Below are 24,688 nucleotides of genomic sequence, written 5' to 3' on the forward strand. Positions count from 1 at the left end.
TTTAGTTTTTACTTCTAAAATCTTTGATCTCTTTAATTCTGGTTTCGAAGTATTCTTTCTTTTCCGGATGCTTTTTAACCAATATTTCAAATGCTTTAATCGCTTTAGAATATAATTTCTGCTCAAAATAAAGATTAGCCAGAGTTTCGGTCATCAAGTGGGAAATATCACTATTCTTTTCTTTAACAACATAGGTACTTTCCTCTTTTAGCTGACTGATCCTAGGATTGTTTTCGATAAAGGTTTCAATTGCTTTTTCTTTGATCACCTCTTTCTCTTTTTCAATCTCATCTGTTCTGTCGATTTTCAACCAGCTCTGCCATGTATTGATAAATCCAGGGACATTGCTGTTGACTGGAGCCTGAGGAATATGCTCTTCCTTCATTGAATCTTCTTTTACAGGCTCTTCTTTATTTTCCTTCGACTCACCAACTTTTAGACTTGAAATATCTGTACTAAAGAATGAAACATTCATTACCGGAACTTCTTCGTCCTTCTGAGGAGCTTCTTCCGGAGCTTCATCTAATTCTACAGCCAATTCAGGCTGGTCTTCTACAGCAATCTTTTCAGCAGAGACTTCTACTATTGCTTCAGGCTGCTCAACAATTTCTATGTTTTCAGCTTTTGTCTCTGTAGAAGGTATTACTGGCATTACAGGAGTAACGGCTTCTATCGGTTTATTAATTAGAGAATCAGGTACATTGGATTCAAGACTCATAGGTTTCCATGCTGTCTGAGTTTCAGCAACGGTATCTGCTGCTACAATTTCTTCTTGAATCGTTTCTATTACAGACTCAGTTGATTCGGTATTTTCTTCCTGTACAGGTTCTTCTATTACTTCTTCTGTCTGTGCTGAATTTTCCTGATCGGTTGACCAGAAGTGGAAACTCTGAGTTTCTGCAAAGCTTATCTCATGATCTTCAGATGCTTCCGGTTCCATCTGCTGTTCTTCCTGAATAACAGATTTAGTCTCCTTCATCTTTTTTTCAACTTCTTCAATCAGACGTCTCATTTCCTCCTCATGCTTATTTACATTGAGTACAGGTATTTCAACGGCTTCAGTAACCTCATCATTATTACCTTGAATTTTCACATCCGGTAAGAATGCTTCTGTTCCATGAAAACTTAATTCAGCATCAGTCTCTTCTGCAATTTCAGCAACAGAAATTTCTTCATCAACAATAGCTTCAGCATCTTCTGTTGAACTTTCAACACCATTTTCCTCGAATTTTACTTCCGGCATTAGAGATTCTGTTTCTTCAAAACTCAGATTTTTCTCTTCTTCAACTTTTTCTTCTACAGTTTCTGAAGTAATCTGATCTTCATCAATAACGGTTTCCTTTGTAAATTCCTCACCTACATTTTCTTCTTTCTCCTGCTGATTCTGTTCTACAGGCTCTGATTCAGACTTTTGAATTACAAGCATTCCTGATTCCAGTGTGGATTCAAGATCTATTGTTTCAGGGTTTTCTTCATCCAGGAAGTTTTCTTCACCCTCAAATAAGATTCTATTACGTTCTCCATTTACATAGAGGTGTTTAACTTCCTGCGCTTCCTGTAAAATACATGTTTCCTTTTCTTCTGCTTCTTCTTTTTCAGGAGCCGGAACAGTTTCTTCTCTTTTTATCGGGAAACCTTTGACATTATAATTGTATCTGACTGGCTTTTCAGCAGCTATTACAGATGGTTTATCTTCAGTTACTTCCGATTTTACTTCCTGCTGAATTTTCCCGTTTATCAGTTGATAAAGAATTTTTTTATCAGTGGTGTATGCCGCCGTTATGGAAAGTTCTTTCTGATAATTCTCTTTTTCATACAGGTGTACTCCATATAAATGAAGCGCCCTGATATTTTGAATATAGGGAAATGCGTGAATCTCTTCCTTCAAAAGCCCAAGGTCTTCTGACTGAATATTTTTCGGATTTTTTATTAATTCTAAAACTCTGGGATTCATCTTACCAATTCGCTACAATGTCGTTAAAAATCTTATTAATAATTCTCTCAGTCACAATTTTAACCTGTTGAGTTTCAATTTCATTCTGTGACAGGCTGCTGTTAAAGGCAGCTTCATCCGTATAGGTTCTGTCAAAACTGGAATCCGCGTGTACTTTATTCTCATAATGTACTTTTACGGTAATTGTAAGTTTATTCTGAGCCTGCTGCACTATTCCACCAGATGGGTTTGTCTGTGTATTGGAGCTGATGGTAGTTGGCGTAATGGCATAGTCTGTAATTTCTCCTTCTATCAGGATATCAGGATTTGATTTTGTTCCTTTCAGAGTAGTTCTCTGTAAAAATCTGTTCTGAATATCTGTTGAGAATTGTTGTGATAATGCCGGGTTTACAAGAGAGGCATTGTTTGGGAACTCATTGATCTGAACCGTTTTTTCATCTGTAAGAGATGATCCGGTAAAACTGTAGCATGAATTCAACACTCCCAGCAAGGCAAAGAGAGCCATCATTAGTAACGGCTGTTTCAGACTGATATTTTTAATTTTAAAATTCATTTTTAGATCCAATTTCTGTGATTTCATCAAATTCAATTTGTTGAATAGCATCTTCGTAAGCAAAATAATTAGCAGTATATACAAATGGAATGGTAAGAAAAACTCCAATTCCGCATGCCAGAAACCCAATTTGAGCTAAAAGACCTACTACAAATGAGAAAAGAAGAATTGATATAAGATTTCCCTGAGTCATTACTTTGGAAATGTTCCAGGCTGTTTTAATATCCTTAATCCCTTTAAGGCTGATTAGAGGGGTAATATAAAACGCTTTTAATACAAAGTAATAGATTCCTATCATTACGACCAGCATATAAGGAAACATAAAGAGTCCTGCCAATGGATTAGGATCATCACTACCGGATAATGATCCCGTTAGTGCTAAAACTATAATCAATGGAATGTAAATAGCTAAAACAGCTCCAAAAATAATAAGTTGTAAAATAAAATAAGGTTTAAAGTCTTTAAAGTCGAAAATATCTCCTGGACTTGCAGGCTGATTTCTATTTAATTTTTGAAGGTATTTATACATGTTACCCATTGCCAGCATTCCACAAAAAGGAATGATTGACATGATAAAACACACTAAAAATGCAACAAAAATATTTCCGAAATCTTTCTTTAAAAATTCGAATCCTTTATTAATATACTCCCCGAGTTTAAAATTGACCGGCTTAGGTTTTAAATTTACATTCATACTTATTGTGCTTTATTAATCTTCCAGATTATACTGTTTTATTTTTCTATATAAAGTCCTTTGTGAAATTCCAAGTTCATCCGCTGCTCTGTTCCTTCTTCCTTTATGCTTCTCCAAAGCTTTGATAATCAAATCTTTTTCGTTATTCTGAAGTGAAAGTGATTCTGGTCTGTTTTCTTCTACTTCAATATCCTCAATATCCTCGTAGCTGTCATCCGGATTTGAAATAATGGTAGGAGTCTGTACTGCCGGTGCATCATTATTTTCAAAATACAGTAGAGAACCGGAGTTTATCTGTGGCTGAGCTTCGGGAGTATAAATTCTGTTGATCAGATTTTTCTCGTGATTACTCAGATCTGCTGTTCCTCTGTTCTTTATTAATTCCGAAGTTAAGGATTTTAAATCATTAATATCGTTTCGCATATCGAAAAGAATCTTATACATAATTTCCCTTTCACTTCCAAAATCATTAGGTTTCGGAGTACTCTGGTTATTCACCACCATCGGAAGGTGAGTTTCCATCGGAATGTATTCTGCAAGCTTTTCTGCAGTGATATTTCTGTTTCTTTCCACAACGGTCATCTGTTCAACAAGATTTCTTAATTGACGGACATTTCCCGGGAAAGAATAATTTTCTATATAATGAACGGCACTTTGTTCCAGCTCCAGCTCAGGCATTCTGTATTTCTCTGCAAAATCTATAGCAAACTTCCTGAACAGCAAATGGATATCTCCTTTTCTTTCTCTTAAAGGCGGCATATCAATCTGAACGGTATTTAAACGGTAATACAGATCCTCACGGAATCTACCGTCATGAATGGCCTTCATCATGTTAACGTTGGTAGCCGCTACGATTCTTACATTGGTCTTCTGTACCTGGGAAGATCCTACTTTCATAAACTCACCGCTTTCCAGTACTCGTAAAAGACGAACCTGCGTCTGTAAAGGAAGCTCTCCTACCTCATCCAGGAAGATGGTTCCGCCGTCTGCTACTTCAAAATATCCTTTTCTGGTAGCTGTAGCTCCTGTAAAAGCTCCTTTCTCGTGCCCAAATAATTCTGAATCTATAGTTCCTTCCGGAATTGCTCCACAGTTTACTACAATATAAGGCTGATGTTTTCTTCTGGATTCTGAATGGATGATCTTCGGAATAAATTCTTTCCCTACTCCACTTTCTCCGATAACAAGGACGGAGATGTCTGTAGGGGCAACCTGTATCGATTTTTCCAGGGCCCTGTTGAGTGCCGGAAAATTCCCGATAATTCCGAAGCGGTTTTTTATGTTCTGTAACTCGTTGCTCATAAGTAAATTTTTGATTATTGATTGAATGTTACTGTTCTACAGCTCTTCTATCTGCTGTCTGTAGACTTTGTTAAAATGATGGGTATAGACATCTTTCATTGTCTTTCCTTCATCGTACGTTTTTAAGGCTAACATTTTCAAATCCAAATAATCTTTGTTTCTGATCTTAGAAACTTTACTTTTAAAGTATATATTCTCAGCAAAGTTGTATTCTTTGCTTTGTTTTTCAAAATTCTCAAGGGCTTTATCATATCTTCCCAGCTCAAAGTAGGTAACGCCAAGTTGGTAATGATCAAACATTCCTTTTACATACCCTCTTGTTACCAACAGCCTTTCAATAATTCCGGCTGCTTTTTCTTTCTGCCCTAAAGCACTATAGGACATAGCTTTCACTACATCCAGATTGTAATCTCCGTTCTGCGACCTTCCTAAGTCTTCCGGATAATATTTTTTAAGCTCTTCCAGATCCAGAATAGCTCCCTTATAATCTCTTAAAAACTGAAATTTGCACCAGCCTCTGTAGCCAAGGTGCATTTTAGGATCTAAAGCAACCGCTTTATCAATCAGAATTTTCCAGGTTACAAAATCTCCGTTTTTGAGATAAGGTACTGCTTTCTCCATATAAGCACTGGAGAAATCCGGGCACAGTTCTATCGCTTTATCAAAGCCTTCCTGAGATGCCTGGAAACCCTGTAAGTCTGAAGCTGTGTTATAAAGTTCACAGGCTTTTTTGCAGTCCTCACCCTCTATTGCGTTACAGTTAACCTGTGCAATAGTATTGGTGTACACTATTAGTAACAAAAAGCTAAGGTAATACCTCTGAAACTTTTCCATCTTCAATTTTATAGGTTAAATACTGATAGTAATCTACTTTTAAACCTTCTATCTCTTTCGGCATCCAGCCATTTAATGATTTTGTGAATTCCAACAGCTTATTTTCCAGTTCTTCGTCCAAAGAAACATCTTTCAAATCTGAATTCATGTGCTTTAGCCTGAACAGTCCTGTTTTTCCTTCACAATTTACTAAAAATCTAACGGTAATATACCCGCTGACCTTCTTTTCTGAATATATATTTTCTTTTTTAAGCTTTTCAACGACAGCTATTTTTTCTCCTTTATACCCGAACATTTTTGGTCCATGATAATACTGGAAACTAAAAGGTCTGTCTTTTCCGGCTCCACACTTCTTAAACCCTGCTTCATCCAGCTTTTCATCAAAAGCGATATCACCCACGGTATCCGGATATTTACTCGTTTTTTTCTCTGCCTGGCATGAAAACAACGCAAAGGAAAATAAGGTAAAGAGGTAAACCGCTTTCAAAACTATTCTGTGATTTTCCCTAAAAGTGTGCCTTGGGTGTTATCATATACAAAAACGTCCACAATGTCACCTATTTGCTGCCCTTCAAGCTTATCGAAGACACACACGGCATTTTGGGAGTTTCTTCCTTTCCATTGGTTTTCATTTTTCTTGGAAGTTCCTTCAATCAAAATCTGATGAACTCTTCCCACATAAGACTGCATTCTCATTCTGGAAAGTTCCCCCTGAAGTGCAATTACCTCAGCAAGACGTCTTTGCTTTACATCAGCCGGAATATTGTCTTCCATTTTTTTGTGAGCTGGAGTTCCCGGTCTTTCTGAATAAGCAAACATATAACCGTAGTCATATTCTACTTCTCTCATCAAGCTTAATGTATCCTGGTGATCTTCTTCACTTTCATTACAGAATCCTACAATCATATCCTGAGAGAATGCTACTTCAGGAACAATTTCCTTAGCTTTTCTAATCAGTTCAAGATATTCTTCACGGGTATGCTGTCTGTTCATGGCTTCAAGCATATTGTTGCTACCACTCTGAACAGGAAGGTGTACATATTTACAGATATTATCATGCTTCGCCATCATTCTGAATACATCAAGACTCATATCCTGAGGGTTTGATGTAGAGAATCTGATTCTCATTTCCGGAACTGCCTTGGCAACCAAATCTAACAACTGAGCAAAGTTAACAGCTGTTGCTTTCTGCATTTCAGATGCTTTGGCAAAATCTTTTTTAGGACCGCCTCCATACCATAAATAAGAGTCTACGTTCTGTCCTAAAAGGGTAATTTCTTTATATCCGCTATTTGCAAGATCTTTACATTCTTCGATAATAGAATGTGGATCACGGCTCCTTTCTCTTCCTCTGGTAAATGGAACTACACAGAATGTACACATGTTATCACAACCTCTCGTAATGGTAACGAAAGCTGTAACTCCGTTTCCGCCTAAACGAACCGGATTGATATCTGCATAAGTTTCTTCTTTGGAAAGAATTACATTGATGGCATCTCTACCATCGTCTGTTTCTTTCAACAGGTTAGGTAAGTCTCTATACGCATCTGGTCCTACTACAAGATCCACCAATTGCTCTTCTTCTAAGAATTTGGTTTTTAATCTTTCGGCCATACATCCCAGAACACCTACCGTCATGTTCGGTTTTTCTTTCTTAAGATTTTTGAACTGGGAAAGACGCATTCTTACTGTCTGTTCAGCTTTTTCACGGATAGAACATGTATTTAACAGGATCAGATCAGCTTCTTCCACTTTCATTGTTGTATTATATCCCTGTTCGTTAAGAATGGAGGCAACAATTTCGGAGTCTGAGAAGTTCATCTGACAACCATAGCTTTCTAAAAACAGTTTTTTAGAATTTTCAGGTCTTTCGGCAATAGCAAATGCTTCGCCCTGTTTTGTTTCGTCTATATATTTTTCCTGCACGATAATCAATTTAAGGTTCTCATTTAAAAACATGGGAAATTACTCCGTGAATTTTAAATTACGAACAAATGAGTCTGCAAAGATACAAAATATTGTGACAGAATGGCAGGAGGATTATTACGATCTGTTAAACTCATGAAGAGCTCACATTTTCCCCAATCAAATAAGCATTAATCTCCGTGATCGAAATGATCCGAAGTGAAGTTAATTCTGATGATTTTTTTAGAAACTACAGGCTGCCCATCTTTCGTTGCGGGCTTCCATTTCTTTTTTACTTTTTTAATGGCAAACTTCATATCATCAATAAACATCTCACTGTTTTTTACTTTGGGTAATACATCAAGATTTTCTACTTTTCCGTCTGTATTTACATCAAAGACAAAAACAAACTTTCCGTTTACTGCATATTTCTTTAAATCAATATAAGAATGAATCATTTGCAGAAATTCTTTTGTAAAGGCTTCATCACCACCCGGAAATTGTGCATTCTGTGAAGTTGTAATTTCTTCTTTTGGAGATTGCGTCTGTTGTGAATATCCTAAAAAACCTAATAAAAGGAACAGGATTAAAATATTTTTTTTCATAGTTATTTAGTTGGTAAATGCGTTTAATAATCAGAAAATTTGAGATTTACCCGGGTATTTACTTTTACTGGAATTCCTTTTTTTGTAGCAGGAATCCACTTTTGTTTTACTTTTTTAAATCCGTATTTTATATCTTCAATCAATCCTTCGCTATTAGGAACCTTAGGCTCAACATCAATGACATTTGTGGAGCCATCTGTATCAATTGTAAAGAAAACAGTAAATATTCCATTCACTTTATAAAGATCATAATCTAAGGATGAGCGTACATTTTTTCTTACTTCTTCCCTGAATGAAAGCATTCCGTTGGGAGGGAAAGAAGGTTTGGTGATGAAGTTTCGGGTATCATAGTTCTCCTTATAGTTTTCAAAAAAATCTGAGGGGATAAATGGAAAATCAGTATATGCTGTAATATTTTTATCTTCCACTTTAGCCGCTTGCCAATCTTTAAGCGCCCCCAAAGCTTTTACAATCAAATCATAAGCACATTTGTTTTTTTCTGCATTTTCAATATCGTTTTTTTTTCTTACTAGTGCAGGTTTAGCATTTTCATCAATTCTTAGGGTTACCCAATACATTTCTTTTATGCTTTTATTTTCACATCCTGAAAGTTTATTTTTAATAAAATAATCCTGAATGTCTTTAAACATCTGAACATTACCACCTCTATAGGCATCCTGTCCGGGGGGATAATCAGTCATCCTCGGCTTTTGCGCCAGTGCAGTAAGAAACGGAAAAGTAAGTAAGAAAATGGTTAGTAGTTTTTGATTCATGATTTTGGCTTACATATCTACTGATAAAGAAGAGAAGTTCATTTTTACTTTCATTTCTGATTTTACCGGCTGCCCGTTACAGGTTGCAGGTTTCCAGTTTCTTTTGATTCTTCTCACTACATACTGCATATCATCAAAGAAAGCTTCACTGTGCAATACTTTTGGAGCTCCTACTGCATCTATTACCTTTCCTGATTCATCTATTATCAAAGTAAATGTAAAATCCCCGCTTAATGTATAGAAATCTGCGTTCAGATAGGTATACATATATTTGCTTAAAATATCTTTGTATGCTGAAGCACCTCCATTAAAAGCAGCAGGTTTAAAATCATTACATTTTGCAGCAATCTGTAAAAAGGGTTCTTTAATATCTATTTTAAAAAGATTTTTATTGTTTTCTACAATGAAGGAATCATCTCTGTCTTCAAGCTCCTGTGCAAAGGAAAAGTTTGCAAAACATAAGGCAAAAAATAAAAGTATCGTTCTCATAGCTTGATCTGTTCATTAAATTAATAAACAAAGGTAAATATTTAGAGGTCTTACAGAAAAGAAAAACTTCACACAATGTATGAAGTTTTCTAAAACAGGGGTCAGCTTATAGGCATTGAAATATTAAAAATGGCCGTTACAACAGCCCTTTGATATGCTTATAATTACTTTTAACGGTTTCAAGTACCTCATCCATTTTTCCACCCAACATCAGTTGGGCCATAGATTTGGTCATTCCCAGAACCTGATCCAGCTCAATCTTTGGGGGAAGAGCCAGAGCATTAGGATTGGTAAAGATATTGAGAAGATAGGGTCCGTTATGATCCAGACATTCCTTAATAGCATTTTCTACCTCTTCAGGCTTGTGAACATTTTTTCCAGGATATCCCATTGCCTGGGCAACCAGTGCAAAATCCGGGTTAATCATATCTGTTTCGTTATCCGGCATTCCGCCAACTTCCATTTCCAATTTTACCATTCCCAGAGTTCTGTTATTGAAAACAATCAATTTTACAGGAAGTTTATATTGAAAGATAGTTGCCATATCACCTAGCAGCATTGATAAGCCGCCATCTCCACACATGGCAATGATCTGTTTATCCGGATGTGACAAAGAAGCTCCGATAGCCATTGGCATTGCATTAGCCATTGAGCCGTGATTAAAGGAGCCCAGCATCTTTCTGGCTCCGGTTCCTGTAATAAATCTGGCTCCCCAGACACAACACATTCCTGTATCTACTGTGAAAATTGCATCTTTTTTAGCTAATCGGTCCAATGTATGTGCTACATATTCCGGCTGAATAGCATCTTCTTTTCCTGAATCTTTTACATATTCAAGTTGATTTTCTTTAACTTTATCATAAAAAGCTAACTGTTCATTGAGAAAATGAACATCAGTTTTCTCTTTTAATAAGGGTAGTAAAGCTAAAATAGTTTGTTTAACATCCCCAGTAAGACCTAGTTCAAGCTTTGCTCTTCTTCCCAGTCTTTCCGGGCTTTCATCAATCTGAACGATTTTATTTTTTACAGGCATAAACTTCTGATAAGGGAAATCGGTACCGAGAAGAAGAACAAGATCAGCCTCGTGCATTGCATGATAAGCAGAAGGAAAACCCAGCAAACCTGTAAGACCTATTTCATTAGGATTATTAGGCTGAATAGCCATTTTACCCCGGAACGAATAGCCAACGGGAGCTTTTAACAGATTTGATAATTCTATAACCTCAGCACTGCCCTCTGCAGCACCTATCCCACAGTAAAGGGTTATTTTTTTGCTTTCATTGATTAATGCTGCAAGATTTTTCAATTCATCATCTGATGGCCTTATGACAGGATTGGTTTTAAAGATTTGCGCCGATGTGGTTGCTTCCTGTGCATCCAACTCGGAAACGTCTCCTGGAAGACCAATTACGGCTACTCCTTTTTTAGAAATTGCATGCTGAATTGCGGTTTGAACGGTTCGTTGCACCTGTTCAGGACGTGTAATCATTTGATTATAATAACTGCAATCATCAAACAACTTGATGGTATTGGTTTCCTGAAAGTAATCCATCCCCATTTCATCACTTGGAATGGTAGACGCAATCACTAGCATCGGAACATGAGATTTATGTGCCTCATACACTCCATTAATCAAATGAACATGCCCAGGGCCGCAACTCCCTGCGCAAACAGCAAATCCATCAAGCTCGGCTTCAGCAGCAGCAGCGTAAGCTCCTACTTCTTCATGGCGGACATGTATCCATTGAATGCTGCTTTTCTTCACCGCAATATTTAGGTGATTGAGACTATCTCCTGTTACTGCATAAATTCTTTTCACATTGGCATTTTCGAGCATTTCAACAATTTGCTCTGCTATATTTTTAGCCATAATTAATAGATTTGGTGGTTGTTTTTTTTCAATAGCCAGGATAAAAACATCCTAAGTCTATCAAATTTAACTAATTAATAGGAAAATAGAAGAGGATTCAGTATTAAAAAACTTGTAAACTTTTCTTAAAGTCTGTAGCTTCAGAAGCCCCATCTTAATTTTAAGTTTAAAAAGCTCTAAACAGTTATTAAAAGTAAAAAAGGCCACCAAAAAGGCAGCCGTTCATCTATTTATTATTTCTATTGACTAGATAACTACTTCAATCTGGTTTCTTAGTAAGTCTTCAAATTCGTCTCTTTTACGGATCAGGTGAGCTTTTCCATCAAGGAATAGGACCTCAGCAGGCTTTAATCTTGAATTGAAGTTTGAGCTCATTTCAAAACCATATGCTCCAGCGTTGTGGAACGCCAGAATATCGCCTTCTCTTACTTCGTTTAATTTTCTATCCCATGCAAAAGTATCCGTCTCACAGATATTTCCTACAACGGTATAAATTCTTTCTGCTCCTTTTGGATTGGATAGGTTTTCAATTCTATGGTAAGAATCGTAGAACATTGGACGGATCAGGTGATTAAATCCTGAATTCACCCCAACAAATACAGTAGCAGTAGTTTGCTTGATAACATTAGCTTTTACCAACAGATATCCGCTTTTTCCTACTAAGAATTTTCCTGGCTCAAACCATAGTTCAAATTTTCTGCCTGTTGTTTTTGCAAAATCGCCCAGAACTTTTTCTACTTTTCTTCCTAATGTTTTAACGTCAGTTTCTTCTTCACTATCCTGATAAGGAATTTTGAAACCGCTTCCCATATCCAGATATTTCAGATTAGGGAAATGCTCAGAAAGTTCAAGCATGATATCCAGGGCCTGAAGGAAAACTTCAGGGTCTTTGATCTCACTTCCTGTGTGCATGTGAAGTCCTTCAACATTAAGGTTCGTGCTCTTCATCACTCTTTCAATGTGACGAAGCTGGTGAATAGAAATACCAAACTTACTATCTATATGACCTGTTGAAATTTTGTAGTTTCCTCCGGCAAAGATATGTGGGTTGATTCTAACAAAAATAGGATAAGAATTTCCGTATTTATTCCCGAACTGCTCAAGAATAGAAATGTTATCAATGTTAATATGAACTCCGAATGACATTGCTTCCTCTATTTCAGCTAAGTCAACACAATTGGGAGTAAATAATATTTTTTCTTTTGGAAATCCTGCCTTTAATCCTAATTTGACTTCATTAATAGATACACAATCCAAAGATGCACCCAGCTTCTTGACATACTTAAGGATATTGATGTTTGTCAACGCCTTTGCTGCATAGAAGAACTTAGTATGTTTTAAAAAAGAAGATGTAAGTTTTTCGTATTGAACTTTGATGGATTCAGCATCGTAAACGTACACTGGTGTGCCAAACTCATTGGCGATCTTTAATAATTCTTGTGAATTCATAATTTCATTTTAACATAAAAAAAGGCAGATTCTTAGTAAAAGAGCCTGCCACATTGATTATTTTTTATGCAAGACAAGTCTTTTAAATATTCCAAACCTTAGAGAACTTAATAGCCCCCTTTTTTCCAGTTTTTATTTGTTTAAAAATTTGCATTGCTTCTACTTATTTTTGCAAAAATACTATTTATTTTTTATTCTGAGAAAATTGATTTTAAAAGTATCTTCTTTCTAATCAAAATTTAAGACATCAATTTCTCTATTATTTTGGCAGTGGTAGTGTCTCAAAATCCCCACGCAGGAGAGCTAACTGCAGTTCATTATTCAAATCTGCTGAAGACAACTGAAGATCAATTTTTAATTTGCCAAGTTTACTCATCGTCTGTATCTGCGTAAACAGTTCATAAAAACCAAAGGACATTACCTTTCCGTTTTCAATAATTAAAAATAATTTCTCTCCTAATTTTCTTCCGGTACCCAACCAAAGTTCATTTCTTTTCCTGAACTCTATTTTCTGTTTTAATACAGCAGCATCACTATATTCTTCCTGAGCGCCAATAAACTGAACGGCTTTTGTACCCTGAGTAAATGATCTGAATTTCAGAATTGGCTTTTCCGTTTTATTCAGTTTATTTTTTTCAACAACGTATTTATTGTTTCTGAAATAAAGTCCGAAAGGCAACATCTCTTTCTTCTTAACATTTTTGGAATTCAGGATCAGTTTAGCAATAATATCTGTTCCGGTAAGCTCAAAATTAATCTGTTCAGCATCTTTTTGAACCTGTTCCCATTTTTTTGACTTGGAGTTGAATACTTTTTTTGAAAATTTATTGATATCCTGAACGTAATCTGAAAAAATAATTCTCCCTGCTTCATCCTGAAAATACACAAAACCTTTATCATTTGGAAGATCCTGTGTCAATTCCTTAATCTTATTGATATAGGTTTTCGCATTGGTTTCGTCGTGCTGCTTCTGGATAATTTCGTTCTCTGTATCTTTTGATATTAAAAGCTTGAATAACTCCAGTGTAGCCCTTGCGTCTCCATCGGCTCTGTGGTGATTAGTCAAAGGAATTCCCAATGACTTTACCAGTTTGCCCAACGAATAACTTACTTCATCAGGAATCAGTTTTTTAGCTAAAGGAATAGTATCTAAAGTATTGATTTTAAAATCATAACCCAGCCTTTTAAATGATTGACGAAGCATTCTGTAATCAAAATCAATATTATGTCCTACCAATGTGGTATTTTGGGTAATCTCAATAACTCTTTTAGCAATTTCATGGAACTTCGGGGCAGTTTTCACCATCTTTGGTGTAATACTGGTTAACTTCTGAACAAATGGTGTGATATCACCCTCCGGATTGACAAGAGATATAAACTGATCTGTAATTTTCTGCCCGTCATATCTGTAGATAGCGATATCTATAATGCACTCATTTCTATAACCTGCACCATTACTTTCTATGTCTATAATTGAATACATTGATTTCTGTTAACTGCTGTGTTTATTATTAAAAGTTTTAGCTCTTTAATCCGATATTATTTTCCCATCAGTTAAAGATAACCTGCTAAAGTAACAAAAAATATGTCAAAATATAGCAGGTTACAGTATATTTAGCTACAGATTACCTTCTTCTACCTCCAAGACCAAACATTCCGAGAATAGCTTTTGCTCCCTCTCGCATTAATGTATTGGTAAAAGTTCTTCCTGCCTGGCTTTGCAATACCTGTTCAAACATTCCCGGTTCTTCTTTTACCGGTTTTGTTCTTTGGTTAGGCACCGGATTCTGGGCAGCCTGTTCCATTCTGTTGGTTAACATTTCATAAGCAGATTCTCTATCTATTGCCTGCTCATATTTAGCTACCATAGCTGAGCTGGACGTTAATTCTGTAACTTCTGCATCACTTAAAACATCCATTCTTGACTCAGGAGAGATCAGGTAAGTATGTACCAACGGTGTTGGAATTCCTTTCTCATCCAAAGCCGTTACAAACGCTTCACCAATTCCTAAATTCTGAATCAGATTGGAAGCATTATAAAACTCTGTCGTTGGATAGTTTTCAACGGCTTTGGAGATTTCTTTTTTATCTTTTGCTGTAAACCCTCTCAGGGCATGCTGTATTTTTAATCCTAATTGAGACAAAACGCTTTCCGGTACATCTCCAGGAATCTGGGTAATAAAATAAATTCCCACTCCTTTTGAACGGATAAGTTTCACCATGGTTTCAATCTGAGAAAGGAGTGTTTTTGAAGCTTCATCAAAAGTAAGTGCGCCTCATCTATAAACAGTACCAATTTTGGTTTACCACTATCTCCTTCTTCCGGGAACGTCATATAGATTTCCGCAAAAAGAGAAAGCATGAAGGTAGAAAACAACTGTGGCTTATTCTGGATGTCTGATACTCTCAAAATATTAACCACTCCTTTTCCATCTCTGGTTTCCAGTAAATCCTGAACATCAAAACTCAACTCTCCAAAGAAGTCTCCTGCCCCCTGTTGTTCCAAAGCCACAATAGATCTTAAAATAGCTCCCAAAGATGCCGGTGCTATTGAACCATAGTTAGCAGCAAGCTCCGCTTTTCCCTGTGCGTTATCTGTTACATACTGAAGAACCTTCTTCAGGTCTTTAAGATCAATTAAAGGAAGCCCTTTATCATCACAATATTTAAAGACGATAGACATGATGCTTTGCTGGGTATCATTAAGCTCAAGAATTTTACTTAATAAAACAGGACCGAATTCTGTTACGGTCGCTCTTAGCTTTATGCCTTTTCCCCCGGAAATGCTCATTAATTCTACAGGAAATCCTTGTGGAGTATAAGGAAGCTGGGTTTTTGCATACCTTTCCTCAATAATGGAATTCATCTGTCCTGCTTCTGCAATTCCGGAAAAGTCGCCTTTAATATCCAGTACAAGTGACGGAATTCCCTGATGAGAAAGCTGCTCTGCAAATACCTGCAGTGTTTTGGTCTTACCTGTTCCCGTGGCTCCGGCAATAAGGCCATGACGGTTGATTGTTTTTAAAGGAATGGTTACATTCACTTCAGTAACTACTTCCCCATCCAGCATTCCTTTTCCTAATATAATATGTTCTCCTTTTGGAGTGTATCTAGCATTTAATTCTTCAATAAATTGTGCTTTGTCTGCCATTTGATTGCTTTTTTAACTTATAAATATAAAATTTTCTATAAAATATTTTATACTATTTCCTCTCTAACTTTCATTAATAGCCTAAGGAAACAGTTTTGACACTGTTTAAGCAAAATTCAAACCATGGTATCCGGAACAGGAAACCGGTATGGCTAAAAGATTGTCTGCCAGCGGGCAAACATGATAAAAAACAGCATTCGCCTATTAAAATTATGTAAGGCATCCTTTTTGCTGAAAAAAACAGTGCATTAAACATCCGTTTAACATAAGTATTGAAAGAAACTATCAATTGAATTTAACATTTGATTTAGAATTTATCTAATACTTTGTATCTTTAACTTTTAAAAAAATACCCAATGAAAATTGAACAAATATATACGGGCTGTCTGGCTCAGGGTGCCTATTATATTGTATCAGAAAACGAAGCTGTCATTATTGATCCTTTAAGAGAGGTAAAACCTTACCTGGATCGTCTGGAAAAAGACAATGTCACTTTAAAATATATTTTTGAAACCCATTTCCATGCTGATTTTGTTTCAGGACACTTAGATTTAAGTAAAAAACCGGGGCTCCGATTGTATATGGACCTACGGCTGCCCCTGAATTTGAAGCAATTATTGCAGAAGACAATCAGATTTTTGAAATTGGAAAAATAAAAATAAAGGTACTTCACACTCCAGGACATACAATGGAGAGTACCACTTATCTTTTAATGGATGAAAATGGTAAGGAAACAGCCATCTTCACTGGAGATACTCTGTTTTTAGGAGATGTAGGAAGACCTGACCTTGCTCAGAAGGCCACAAACCTTACTCAGGAAGATCTTGCAGGGATTCTGTATGAAAGTCTTCAGAACAAAATTATGCCTTTGGATGACAGTATCACCGTTTATCCCGCTCACGGAGCAGGTTCTGCATGTGGAAAAAATATGCAGAAAGAAACAGTAGACATTCTGGGTAACCAAAAAAGGACAAACTACGCATTAAATCAGCCGGATAAAGCTTCTTTCATCAGAGAAGTTCTGGATGGCCTTACTGCTCCCCCAAAATATTTCGGAATGAACGTGGCTATGAATAAAGGTGGCTACGAGAGTCTGGATGTGGTTATGGATAAAGGATTGCAACCTGTATCTCCTGAAGATTTTGAAGCAATGGCAGAAGAAACCGGAGCTTTAATTCTTGACACAAGAGGTGCTGCAGACTTCCATAAAGGCTTTGTTCCTAATTCCGTTAATATTGGATTAAAAGGTGATTTTGCTCCTTGGGTAGGAACGTTGATCGTAGATGTAAAACATCCATTGCTATTAATAACTGATGAAGGCACTGAAGAAGAAGTGATCATCAGATTAAGCCGTGTAGGTTTTGATAATGTGGTAGGATACCTGCAAGGAGGTTTTGAAGCATGGAAAAATGCAGGCAAAGAAATTGATGAAGTAAAAAGAATCACTCCTGCTGAGTTTGCAGAACAGTTTACAGCTGATGCAAAAGTAATTGATGTTAGAAAACTGACAGAATATTCTGCAGAACATATTGATAATGCTTATAACAGGCCTTTAGATTCTATCAGTGACTGGGCCCGTAATCTTGATGACTCTGAACATTTCTTCCTACACTGTGCAGGCGGATACAGAAGTATGATTGCAGCAAGCATTCTTAATTCACACGGAATCAGAAACTTTACTGAAATAGAAGGTGGTTTTAATGGTATTAAAAAGACAGAAAAACTTCCTACAACGGACTTTGTATGCCAATCCAAAACATCATAACCTCATGAAACTTAGTTTTTTTGGAATAGCTTTAATTTCTGTTTCAGCATTAATCAGCTGTAAAACAACTCATTCTGCAGACCCTCCTAAGGCTAACATAAAGGAAGTCGTTACCAACGCAGAAGTAACTTTGGTGGATGTAAGAATCCCTGAACAATATGCGGCAGGAACGGCTAAAACTGCCATCAATATTCCTTTAGCAGAAATTCAAAACAATATTGAAACGCTAAAGGGTAAAAAAGTGGTTGTTTTCTGTAATAAAGGAGTACAGGCAGACCAGGCTATGGAAATTTTAAAGAAAAACGGAGTGGAGGCCTATGACGGAACAAGCTGGAAAAATGTAAAAGGCATCCAGGACGAAGCAGATAAAAAATAAACTAATAAAACCCAAACTATGTCACAAAAATTTCAGGAAATCATCAACTCCGAAAGACCGGTACTTATTGACTTTTTTGCCACTTGGTGCCAACCTTGCAAGGTTCAGTCTTCGGTATTGAATTCTGTAAAAGAAAATATAGGCGAAGGAGCCAGAATCATCAAAGTAGATGTAGACCAATACCCTGCTCTTGCAGCACAATATGGAGTAAGAGGGGTACCTACATTAGCAGTATTCAAAAATGGTGAACTTCTTTGGAAGGAAAGCGGAGTACATGATGTGAATACATTAACGCAACTTCTGCAACAATATATATAAGATAAAAAATAAGGCTGAGTTTAGATGAACTCAGCCTTATTTTTTATAAATCAATTGAAAAATGATCGCGGTCATTTAAAAACTGGAAATGTGTTCTGAAGTCTTTCAGTTCATCCATATCAAGTTCTGCTGATACAATATTTCCGTTTTTATCTGAAATTTCTCTTCCGTCTGCAAAGAAGCAGTGAGAACTTTCCTGATAAAACAGATTATTTCCATCTGTCCCGATTCTGTTGAGGCCAAATACAAAAGAAAGGTTTTCAATAGCCCTTGCTTTTAAAAGATGTTCCCAGGCTGCAACCCTCTTCTCAGGCCAGTTTGCAACGTATAAAACAGCATCATAATCATCATTATTCCTTGCAAATACAGGAAAGCGGAGATCATAGCAGACCTGAAGTAAAAAACGGATTCCTTTATATTCTACAACAACCCTGTTCTTTCCCGGAGTATATACCTTATCTTCTCCTGAGAAGGAAAACAAATGTCTTTTATCATAAAAAGAAACGTCTCCATCCGGCTTTACAAAATACATTCTGTTGTAAAAATCACCCTTTTCTTCTACCGGAGCACTTCCACAAAATGCTGCGTTTTTTTCTTTTGAGATCTTCTTTAAAAACTCCAGAGATTCTTCATTTCTGTCTGAAACTTCTGACGCATCCATACAGAAGCCTGTTGAAAACATTTCAGGAAGTAAAAACAGATCTGCTTCAAGATTTTGAAGTTCGTTCTCTATGATTTTAAAATTTTCAGCTTTATTTTTCCAGATGATATCCAAATTGAGCCCTACAATCTTCATCTTTTATATTATTTAAAATTATTCTATATGTGAAGTATAAAAATACGGCTTTTATGTTGAATAAGAAAAAGAGAGTTATAATTCTTAATATTTATTAAAGTCTGCTATTTTTGTAGTATTCAGTCTCTTTCGGTTTCATTTTTGATACAGGTAATTTTTATTAATATCATTAAAAATTATAAAATTTATGAAGAAATTGGTTTTTATGGTGCTGATGTTCTTTTTTGGAATCACGGCGAATGCTCAAGCGTGGACCGGAAAAGGAGATCAAAAAGTTCAACTGGGTCTCAGTGCCTGGGGATATGGAACCGGTATAACGGGAACTTACGACTACGGACTGAATAAACTCATATCTGTTGGGGCCGGTCTTAATGGATACTTCAGTAATTACAAGAACAATGATAAGGATAACCGCGTTTTTGTTTTCGGAAGACTTAATTTTCACCTGCAGGAAGCCTTAAATCTTCCACCAAAGTTAGATATCTACCCCGGAGTTGACGTAGGAGTAGTTGGAAAAGACTTTGGAATTGGTGCTCACATTGGTGCCCGCTACTTCTTTACAGAAAGAATTGGGGTATTTGCAGAGGTAGGAAATAACGGGAGTCTTGGAGTTTCATTCAATTTATAATCAAATAGTCCTGAAATATGACAAAGCTTCTCGTTTCGAGGGGCTTTTTTATTTGGCATAGTTTTGATAATTGTTACCTTTGCAAATTAAAATCTAAAATTTATTAATGGAAATAGCAATCAAACTCTTCCAGTTCATTCTGAGTATCTCTATACTTGTAGTTCTTCATGAGCTTGGGCACTTCTTACCGGCAAAATGGTTCAAGACCAGAGCAGAAAAATTCTTCCTGTTTTTTGATCCGTACTTCTCCATATTCTCTATGAAGAAAGTGAACGGGAAATGGAAGTACAAATTCTTCTCTCAGAACCTACCTGATACTGAAGTGATAGAGGTAAACGGAAAAAAGGAAGAAGTTCCTATCGATATATCAAAACTTTCTGACGACGATTGGAGAAAATATCCGGAACAAACCAAATACGGAATCGGATGGCTTCCTTTCGGTGGTTATGTGAAAATTGCCGGAATGGTAGACGAAAGTATGGATACAGCCCAAATGAAAAAACCGGCAGAATCCTGGGAATTCAGATCTAAACCAGCTTGGCAGAGACTGATCATCATGTTGGGAGGAGTTACTGTAAACTTCTTCTTAGCGTGGATCATATTCTCAGCTTTAGTGGGAAAAAACGGAGAAACAATTTTTGATGCAGATAAAATCAATACACCACTTCATTATACTGCTGCTGCCAAGAAAATGGGCTTCCAGGATGGTGATAAAATATTGAAAGTAGACGGAAAGGTTCAGAAAGACTTTAAAAAACTGGCATTAGACGTTTTATTAAGTGATGAAATAACAGTTTCCAGAAACGGAAAAGAAGTTACTTTCCCAACCAGTGATGATGGAAAGGTAATGGCATTTCATGATCCGGAGCCAAGATCATTCTTAACACCAAGGATGTCTCCTGTTATTGACACTATTGTTTCTAAATCTACAATGGATGCAGGTTTAAAACTAGGTGATAAAATTGTGGCGATCAACGGAAAACCTGTTTCTTACTATGACGAAGTAAAACCTTTAGTAGTTCCTAATGCTGGGAAAGTAGTAGATTTCCAGGTATCAAGAAACAACCAGATTGAAGATCTTAAAATCCCGGTATCTAAAGAAGGAACGATTGGTATTCTTTCTTTCAAAGAAGCTGAGAAATTTATGGTTCATAATGAATATGGTTTCTTTGGTTCTATAAAAAGAGGATTTACGCTTACAATTGAGAGCTTAACATATCAGATCAAGCAGTTTAAACTGATCTTTAATAAAAAAATTCAAGGGTATAAAAAAGTAGGCGGACCGCTTGCTATTGTAAAGAATATGCCGGTAAGCAAAGATGCACAAGGTGGTGTTTCTATTGACTGGACAGCATTCTGGGGCTTTACAGCAATGTTCTCCGTATGGTTGGCATTCCTGAATCTTATTCCTATTCCGGGACTTGATGGTGGGCATGTTATCTTTACACTATACGAGATGATTGTAGGCAAACCGGTTCCTCAAAAAGTTTTGGAAAACGCTCAGATGGTGGGAGTTATATTCCTATTAGGATTAATGGCTCTTATTTTTGGAAGCGATATTATTAAAGCCATTACAGGAACTTTATAATTTTTTTGAATTTTTTCCTAAAAATATTTGCAGGGTATAAATATTCGTCCTATATTTGCACCACTTAAAACAAAGGACATTCCTCCTTAGCTCAGTTGGTTAGAGCATCTGACTGTTAATCAGAGGGTCGCTGGTTCGAGCCCAGCAGGAGGAGCAAAAAAAGACTTACATTTCTGTAAGTCTTTTTTTATTTACTCTATTTTCCTTTAATGAGAAATGATATAAGTTTTGCATTCATTGGATATCAGATCTTCTGCAAGGATATAAAAATGGTTTCCCATTGAATTACTGATCATGCTTATTTTAATCTGAGAACCGTCATATTCTAAAAACTTATGCCAGGATTTTCCAAAATTCTCCGAATACATCAGTAAACTTTTATTGGGATGCAGGTGATTATACAATCCCGCCCAAATAGTCTGGTTATCTAAATAGACCATTCTGAATATTGCTGATCTTCTATATGGATCAGGAACCATTGCAAAATCAAAGGTTTTAAGATCGGTTGTAGATACGATAAAGTTTGTACCATGATAATAGTCTGTCCCTAATACTATATTTTCCGGAGTCTCAACAAAACCGGTATACCCACCTTTTTGGATATGGAATCTATTCAGTCTGAACCACCCGGAACTTTCATTGATACTTTGGGATAAATAATTATTTGATTTATTGACCCATATTCCCTTCTTATCATCTCCTTCAGTAAGAATTAAACATTTTAACTGTTTAACCCATTTTATGATGTGAATATGCTTGTTTATTTTTTGCTTTAAAAAATCAGATTTCTGCCAAGTCTCTCCTTCATCATTTGATATATAAAGATATCCAACAAAAACCCATTTTCCATCATTTTTAATGTTTGCATATTCTCCTATTAATATTTCATTATTTTCCGTTTCAGTTACTGTTTCAAATAGAAATAGACTTTCATCTGAAGAAAATTTCAAAACTTCCCTGAAATTCAGCCCAGAATCATCGGATTTAAATACTATTCCATTACTACAGACAAAAATATTATTTTTTTATCCTTGAAAATGCATTTGATAGTGGTTCCGAAATCAAAGCGTTCTACAATATTTCCATATAGGTCCTGGGAGAAGAGTCTTGTAGGGTAACTAACCCTGGAGCCCAGTACCCTATTTTCTTCATCAAAAATTGCAAGATTAAAATCTACTGAACACTCATGAAGTTTTGTATTTGAAACCGGCTCTAAGGTCTTAATATTCCCCTCAATGATTATATCAGGAAGAATATTATCAAATTTAATCTGGCTTGTGGTCCTGCTAAGCAAACGCCTTGAAATCTCCCATATCATAAATGACAAAAGCTCTTCTCCTTTATTCGATTTCAATATGTCATAAACAAACGGAATGAGATTAAAAACATTTATTTTAGAGTATTTTCTTGTGATCATTTTTTACCAATAATTAAAGCCAGCCAGGAAATATGTTTTGTAAAATTAAAATTCATCAAAATCTTATCAGTCTTTTGTAAAACAGATTTAAGAAATCTAAATCTGGATATATAGAATAAAGGGCCAAAAATATGATAAGTCCTCACTGTAATCAGATTAAAAAATCTCTTCATTCCCTCAATCTCCTTTAATGTTAAATGATTCCAGGGATATGATTGATAATCATATTTTTTTAGCTTCAAGTATGCTCTTCCAATCCGTGTAATTGGATTATTTTTTAGATTTTCAAGAAAAATAACGCAGCCCCCTTTTTTCAAAACCCTAAGACATTCTTCAAAAAAAATATCATGGTCTATATATTGCAGAACACTGCTGGAAAAAATCACATCAAACGAACCATTATCAAAAGGAAGTGAATCTGTATAGCTGTAATTCAAAAAATTAATACCAGGATACTTTGTTTGTGCTTCTTTTATTCTATCTGAATCCGAATCCATTCCTATCACTTCAAAACCTGTCTGAAAGAAAACATCTGACAGTTCACCAAACCCACACCCAAAATCCAGAACGCTGTAGTAATCCTTATTTTTGTTTAAAAAATCAGAAATTTCATCAATAAAGGGTGTTATATAATAAAGTTTATGTTCATCGTCAATGTGTTCATAAAATTTCTCTTTAAATGAAGATTTCATAAATTTAAGATAAGATTAAGGATTACACCAAATATAACAAAAAATGATACATCCCTTCAAAATAAACTAAAATCCAGAAAACCTTTTAATAAATTAAGAAAGTAAAATAATTCACTGATAGGAAAATATTCTTTTGCCAAACTTCATAAACCAGGCATTAAGACCCTATAAATTCATTGAAAAAAAGAATTTATAGATTTAACTACCCATCAATCATGAAAAACACCTCTGATTAAGCCTGTACTAGGCTAATTTCAAACATAAAATAAAAACAGTATCTTAGGATAGTTGTGAAAGAATTAAATGGTAGATTGAAGAACCTCAGATCTCTCATCATTTTTATTTAAGTAAAAGACTTCCTGTATCTACAAAACGGCCCATTAGAAGTAGATTTTCTTACCTATTTTTAAAATCATAACTATTTAATGAAAATTTAATTTATTGAAAAATAAAGCAATAGCAATTTTTGTTAAATATTAAAGGCCAAAAACTTGCTTGGTACCGATATTCCTACTATATTTGCACCACTTAAAACAAAGGACATTCCTCCTTAGCTCAGTTGGTTAGAGCATCTGACTGTTAATCAGAGGGTCGCTGGTTCGAGCCCAGCAGGAGGAGCAAAAAGACTTACAGAAATGTAGGTCTTTTTTTATTTCTATTCATTTGGAAAGCTATGGTTTTAAAATCATTAAGCCTATTCAAGATTACTAATTGGTAAATTCAATCTACTTTTCTTTATACACTAATCAGCGCTTTATCATATAAGCATTCTGAAAAAATATTGATTCAAAATCAAAATTCACAGAAACCATCATTTACTGTTATTACATATACTTATTTTTTAAATTTCTCACCAACATAAAATGAACTAGTATTCATTACATCAAATAAACGTCATTTTCGACGTTAATTCAAAATTAGATGCACAGGGTCAGAATCTATATAATCAGTTATTTTTAAGCCTAAAAAAAGCATGAGCTGATTAATAAAATAATCCGGTAATTAATTTTTAAATAATCAAATATCTATCGAATAGTTATCCTAAATATAATGCGAAGTATTATATAAATTTGTAGCTCTTACTTCCCGTTCAATAATTTGTTTAGCTCCTTCCAGGATGACAAAATCAGATGGTTTATCAGAAGTAATGATACCAGGAAATAGATCCATAATACAAGTAAGAATAGATCATAAATCTGGAATAGCGATACAGCAATAAAGAATATACGGTAAAGAAAAGAATGAATGAGTGAGTGAAAGGATGAGGATAAGACATTATATACTATAGATTGTAACAAGTCCTGTTTTGAGAACACCCTGCATTACTCATTGCTTATTATTCATATGTTGAGTTAGTGGTAGTGATTGTTATAGTGATATGATTTGCTTGGGTATAGTAAGTATAGAACAAAAAAAAGTCTCACACATTACTGTATGAGACTTTTAAAAATAAAATAAAAACTGGCGGCGGCCTACTCTCCCGCGTTAGCAGTACCATCGGCGCTGGTGGGCTTAACTTCTGTGTTCGG

The 24,688-nt window shown here is 35.6% G+C and carries 21 protein-coding genes, 2 tRNA genes and 2 pseudogenes; 7 read left to right on the plus strand and 18 right to left on the minus strand.

Annotated features, from left to right (window positions below; genetic code table 11):
* Window position 1: 1 nt before the first annotated feature.
* From BOQ64_RS15985 to BOQ64_RS16050, 14 genes and pseudogenes are all read right to left on the minus strand, one after another.
* Window positions 2-1,954 carry a tetratricopeptide repeat protein gene (locus BOQ64_RS15985; RefSeq protein WP_129059181.1) on the minus strand — a complete coding sequence of 651 codons (1,953 nt, stop codon included), beginning with the start codon at window positions 1,952-1,954 and terminating at the stop codon, window positions 2-4.
* Window position 1,955: 1 nt separating this feature from the next.
* Window positions 1,956-2,507 (minus strand): LptE family protein, encoded by a 552-nt coding sequence (locus BOQ64_RS15990; RefSeq protein ID WP_129059182.1) that lies wholly within the window; start codon window positions 2,505-2,507, stop codon window positions 1,956-1,958.
* The gene (locus BOQ64_RS15995) at window positions 2,497-3,201 is read right to left on the minus strand and encodes a hypothetical protein (protein WP_129059183.1); all 705 of its coding nucleotides are present in this window, start codon (window positions 3,199-3,201) and stop codon (window positions 2,497-2,499) included. Before BOQ64_RS15995 ends, BOQ64_RS15990 begins: the two co-directional genes overlap by 11 nt.
* A gap of 15 nt (window positions 3,202-3,216) precedes the next feature.
* Entirely contained in the window at window positions 3,217-4,503 is a 1,287-nt protein-coding gene (locus BOQ64_RS16000; RefSeq protein WP_129059184.1) for a sigma-54 interaction domain-containing protein, read from the minus strand.
* A 36-nt stretch (window positions 4,504-4,539) separates the two neighbouring features.
* On the minus strand, window positions 4,540-5,337 hold the full coding sequence (locus BOQ64_RS16005; RefSeq protein WP_129059185.1) for a tetratricopeptide repeat protein: 798 nt from the start codon (window positions 5,335-5,337) through the stop codon (window positions 4,540-4,542).
* Entirely contained in the window at window positions 5,309-5,824 is a 516-nt protein-coding gene (locus BOQ64_RS16010) for a hypothetical protein (RefSeq protein WP_129059186.1), read from the minus strand. Before BOQ64_RS16010 ends, BOQ64_RS16005 begins: the two co-directional genes overlap by 29 nt.
* A gap of 2 nt (window positions 5,825-5,826) precedes the next feature.
* The gene (gene miaB / locus BOQ64_RS16015) at window positions 5,827-7,263 is read right to left on the minus strand and encodes a tRNA (N6-isopentenyl adenosine(37)-C2)-methylthiotransferase MiaB (protein ID WP_129059187.1); all 1,437 of its coding nucleotides are present in this window, start codon (window positions 7,261-7,263) and stop codon (window positions 5,827-5,829) included.
* A 170-nt stretch (window positions 7,264-7,433) separates the two neighbouring features.
* Entirely contained in the window at window positions 7,434-7,847 is a 414-nt protein-coding gene (locus BOQ64_RS16020) for an energy transducer TonB (protein WP_129059188.1), read from the minus strand.
* 23 nt (window positions 7,848-7,870) lie between these two features.
* Entirely contained in the window at window positions 7,871-8,620 is a 750-nt protein-coding gene (locus BOQ64_RS16025; protein ID WP_129059189.1) for a hypothetical protein, read from the minus strand.
* Between the two features lie 9 nt (window positions 8,621-8,629).
* Entirely contained in the window at window positions 8,630-9,109 is a 480-nt protein-coding gene (locus tag BOQ64_RS16030; protein ID WP_129059190.1) for an energy transducer TonB, read from the minus strand.
* A gap of 136 nt (window positions 9,110-9,245) precedes the next feature.
* A complete protein-coding gene (locus tag BOQ64_RS16035; RefSeq protein ID WP_129059191.1) occupies window positions 9,246-10,979 on the minus strand; it encodes a thiamine pyrophosphate-dependent enzyme in 1,734 nt (577 codons plus the stop codon).
* Between the two features lie 246 nt (window positions 10,980-11,225).
* A complete protein-coding gene (gene lysA, locus BOQ64_RS16040) occupies window positions 11,226-12,428 on the minus strand; it encodes a diaminopimelate decarboxylase (RefSeq protein WP_185147083.1) in 1,203 nt (400 codons plus the stop codon).
* A 259-nt stretch (window positions 12,429-12,687) separates the two neighbouring features.
* Window positions 12,688-13,911 (minus strand): PolC-type DNA polymerase III, encoded by a 1,224-nt coding sequence (locus BOQ64_RS16045; RefSeq protein ID WP_129059193.1) that lies wholly within the window; start codon window positions 13,909-13,911, stop codon window positions 12,688-12,690.
* Window positions 13,912-14,053: 142 nt separating this feature from the next.
* Window positions 14,054-15,579, minus strand: a pseudogene (locus BOQ64_RS16050) (helicase HerA-like domain-containing protein).
* Between the two features lie 356 nt (window positions 15,580-15,935).
* Between BOQ64_RS16050 and BOQ64_RS16055 the strand changes: the two are divergent.
* From BOQ64_RS16055 to BOQ64_RS16065, 3 genes and pseudogenes are all read left to right on the plus strand, one after another.
* Window positions 15,936-17,344 (plus strand): annotated as a pseudogene (locus tag BOQ64_RS16055) (MBL fold metallo-hydrolase).
* A gap of 4 nt (window positions 17,345-17,348) precedes the next feature.
* The gene (locus BOQ64_RS16060; RefSeq protein WP_164975819.1) at window positions 17,349-17,720 is read left to right on the plus strand and encodes a rhodanese-like domain-containing protein; all 372 of its coding nucleotides are present in this window, start codon (window positions 17,349-17,351) and stop codon (window positions 17,718-17,720) included.
* 18 nt (window positions 17,721-17,738) lie between these two features.
* Complete coding sequence (locus BOQ64_RS16065; RefSeq protein ID WP_129059195.1) at window positions 17,739-18,038, plus strand: thioredoxin family protein; 300 nt, start codon at window positions 17,739-17,741, stop codon at window positions 18,036-18,038.
* 43 nt (window positions 18,039-18,081) lie between these two features.
* Here BOQ64_RS16065 and BOQ64_RS16070 read toward each other — a convergent pair whose 3' ends face one another.
* Window positions 18,082-18,834 (minus strand): nitrilase-related carbon-nitrogen hydrolase, encoded by a 753-nt coding sequence (locus BOQ64_RS16070; RefSeq protein ID WP_129059196.1) that lies wholly within the window; start codon window positions 18,832-18,834, stop codon window positions 18,082-18,084.
* Between the two features lie 187 nt (window positions 18,835-19,021).
* Here BOQ64_RS16070 and BOQ64_RS16075 point away from each other — a divergent pair, with 187 nt between their 5' ends.
* The 3 genes from BOQ64_RS16075 (at window position 19,022) to BOQ64_RS16085 (ending at window position 21,204) form a co-directional block, all read left to right on the plus strand.
* Window positions 19,022-19,462 (plus strand): DUF6646 family protein, encoded by a 441-nt coding sequence (locus tag BOQ64_RS16075; protein ID WP_129059197.1) that lies wholly within the window; start codon window positions 19,022-19,024, stop codon window positions 19,460-19,462.
* Between the two features lie 106 nt (window positions 19,463-19,568).
* Window positions 19,569-21,050, plus strand: coding sequence for an RIP metalloprotease RseP (gene rseP / locus BOQ64_RS16080; protein WP_129059198.1), 1,482 nt, complete (start codon window positions 19,569-19,571; stop codon window positions 21,048-21,050).
* Between the two features lie 80 nt (window positions 21,051-21,130).
* Window positions 21,131-21,204, plus strand: a tRNA-Asn gene (locus BOQ64_RS16085).
* Window positions 21,205-21,256: 52 nt separating this feature from the next.
* On the opposite strand, the gene BOQ64_RS16090 is transcribed toward BOQ64_RS16085, so the two are convergent.
* Genes BOQ64_RS16090 through BOQ64_RS16100 form a run of 3 tightly spaced genes read right to left on the minus strand, consistent with a single transcriptional unit; the run spans window position 21,257 to window position 23,159 of the window.
* A complete protein-coding gene (locus BOQ64_RS16090; RefSeq protein ID WP_164975820.1) occupies window positions 21,257-22,000 on the minus strand; it encodes a hypothetical protein in 744 nt (247 codons plus the stop codon).
* Window positions 22,001-22,041: 41 nt separating this feature from the next.
* On the minus strand, window positions 22,042-22,467 hold the full coding sequence (locus tag BOQ64_RS16095; protein WP_129059200.1) for a hypothetical protein: 426 nt from the start codon (window positions 22,465-22,467) through the stop codon (window positions 22,042-22,044).
* Complete coding sequence (locus BOQ64_RS16100) at window positions 22,464-23,159, minus strand: class I SAM-dependent methyltransferase (RefSeq protein ID WP_129059201.1); 696 nt, start codon at window positions 23,157-23,159, stop codon at window positions 22,464-22,466. Before BOQ64_RS16100 ends, BOQ64_RS16095 begins: the two co-directional genes overlap by 4 nt.
* Before the next feature lie 544 nt (window positions 23,160-23,703).
* Between BOQ64_RS16100 and BOQ64_RS16105 the strand changes: the two genes are divergently transcribed.
* Window positions 23,704-23,777, plus strand: a tRNA-Asn gene (locus BOQ64_RS16105).
* The last annotated feature ends 911 nt before the right edge of the window (window positions 23,778-24,688 follow it).

Origin of the sequence: Chryseobacterium sp. CH25 (assembly GCF_004119455.1) — a bacterium.
In the GTDB taxonomy this organism is placed as follows: domain Bacteria; phylum Bacteroidota; class Bacteroidia; order Flavobacteriales; family Weeksellaceae; genus Chryseobacterium.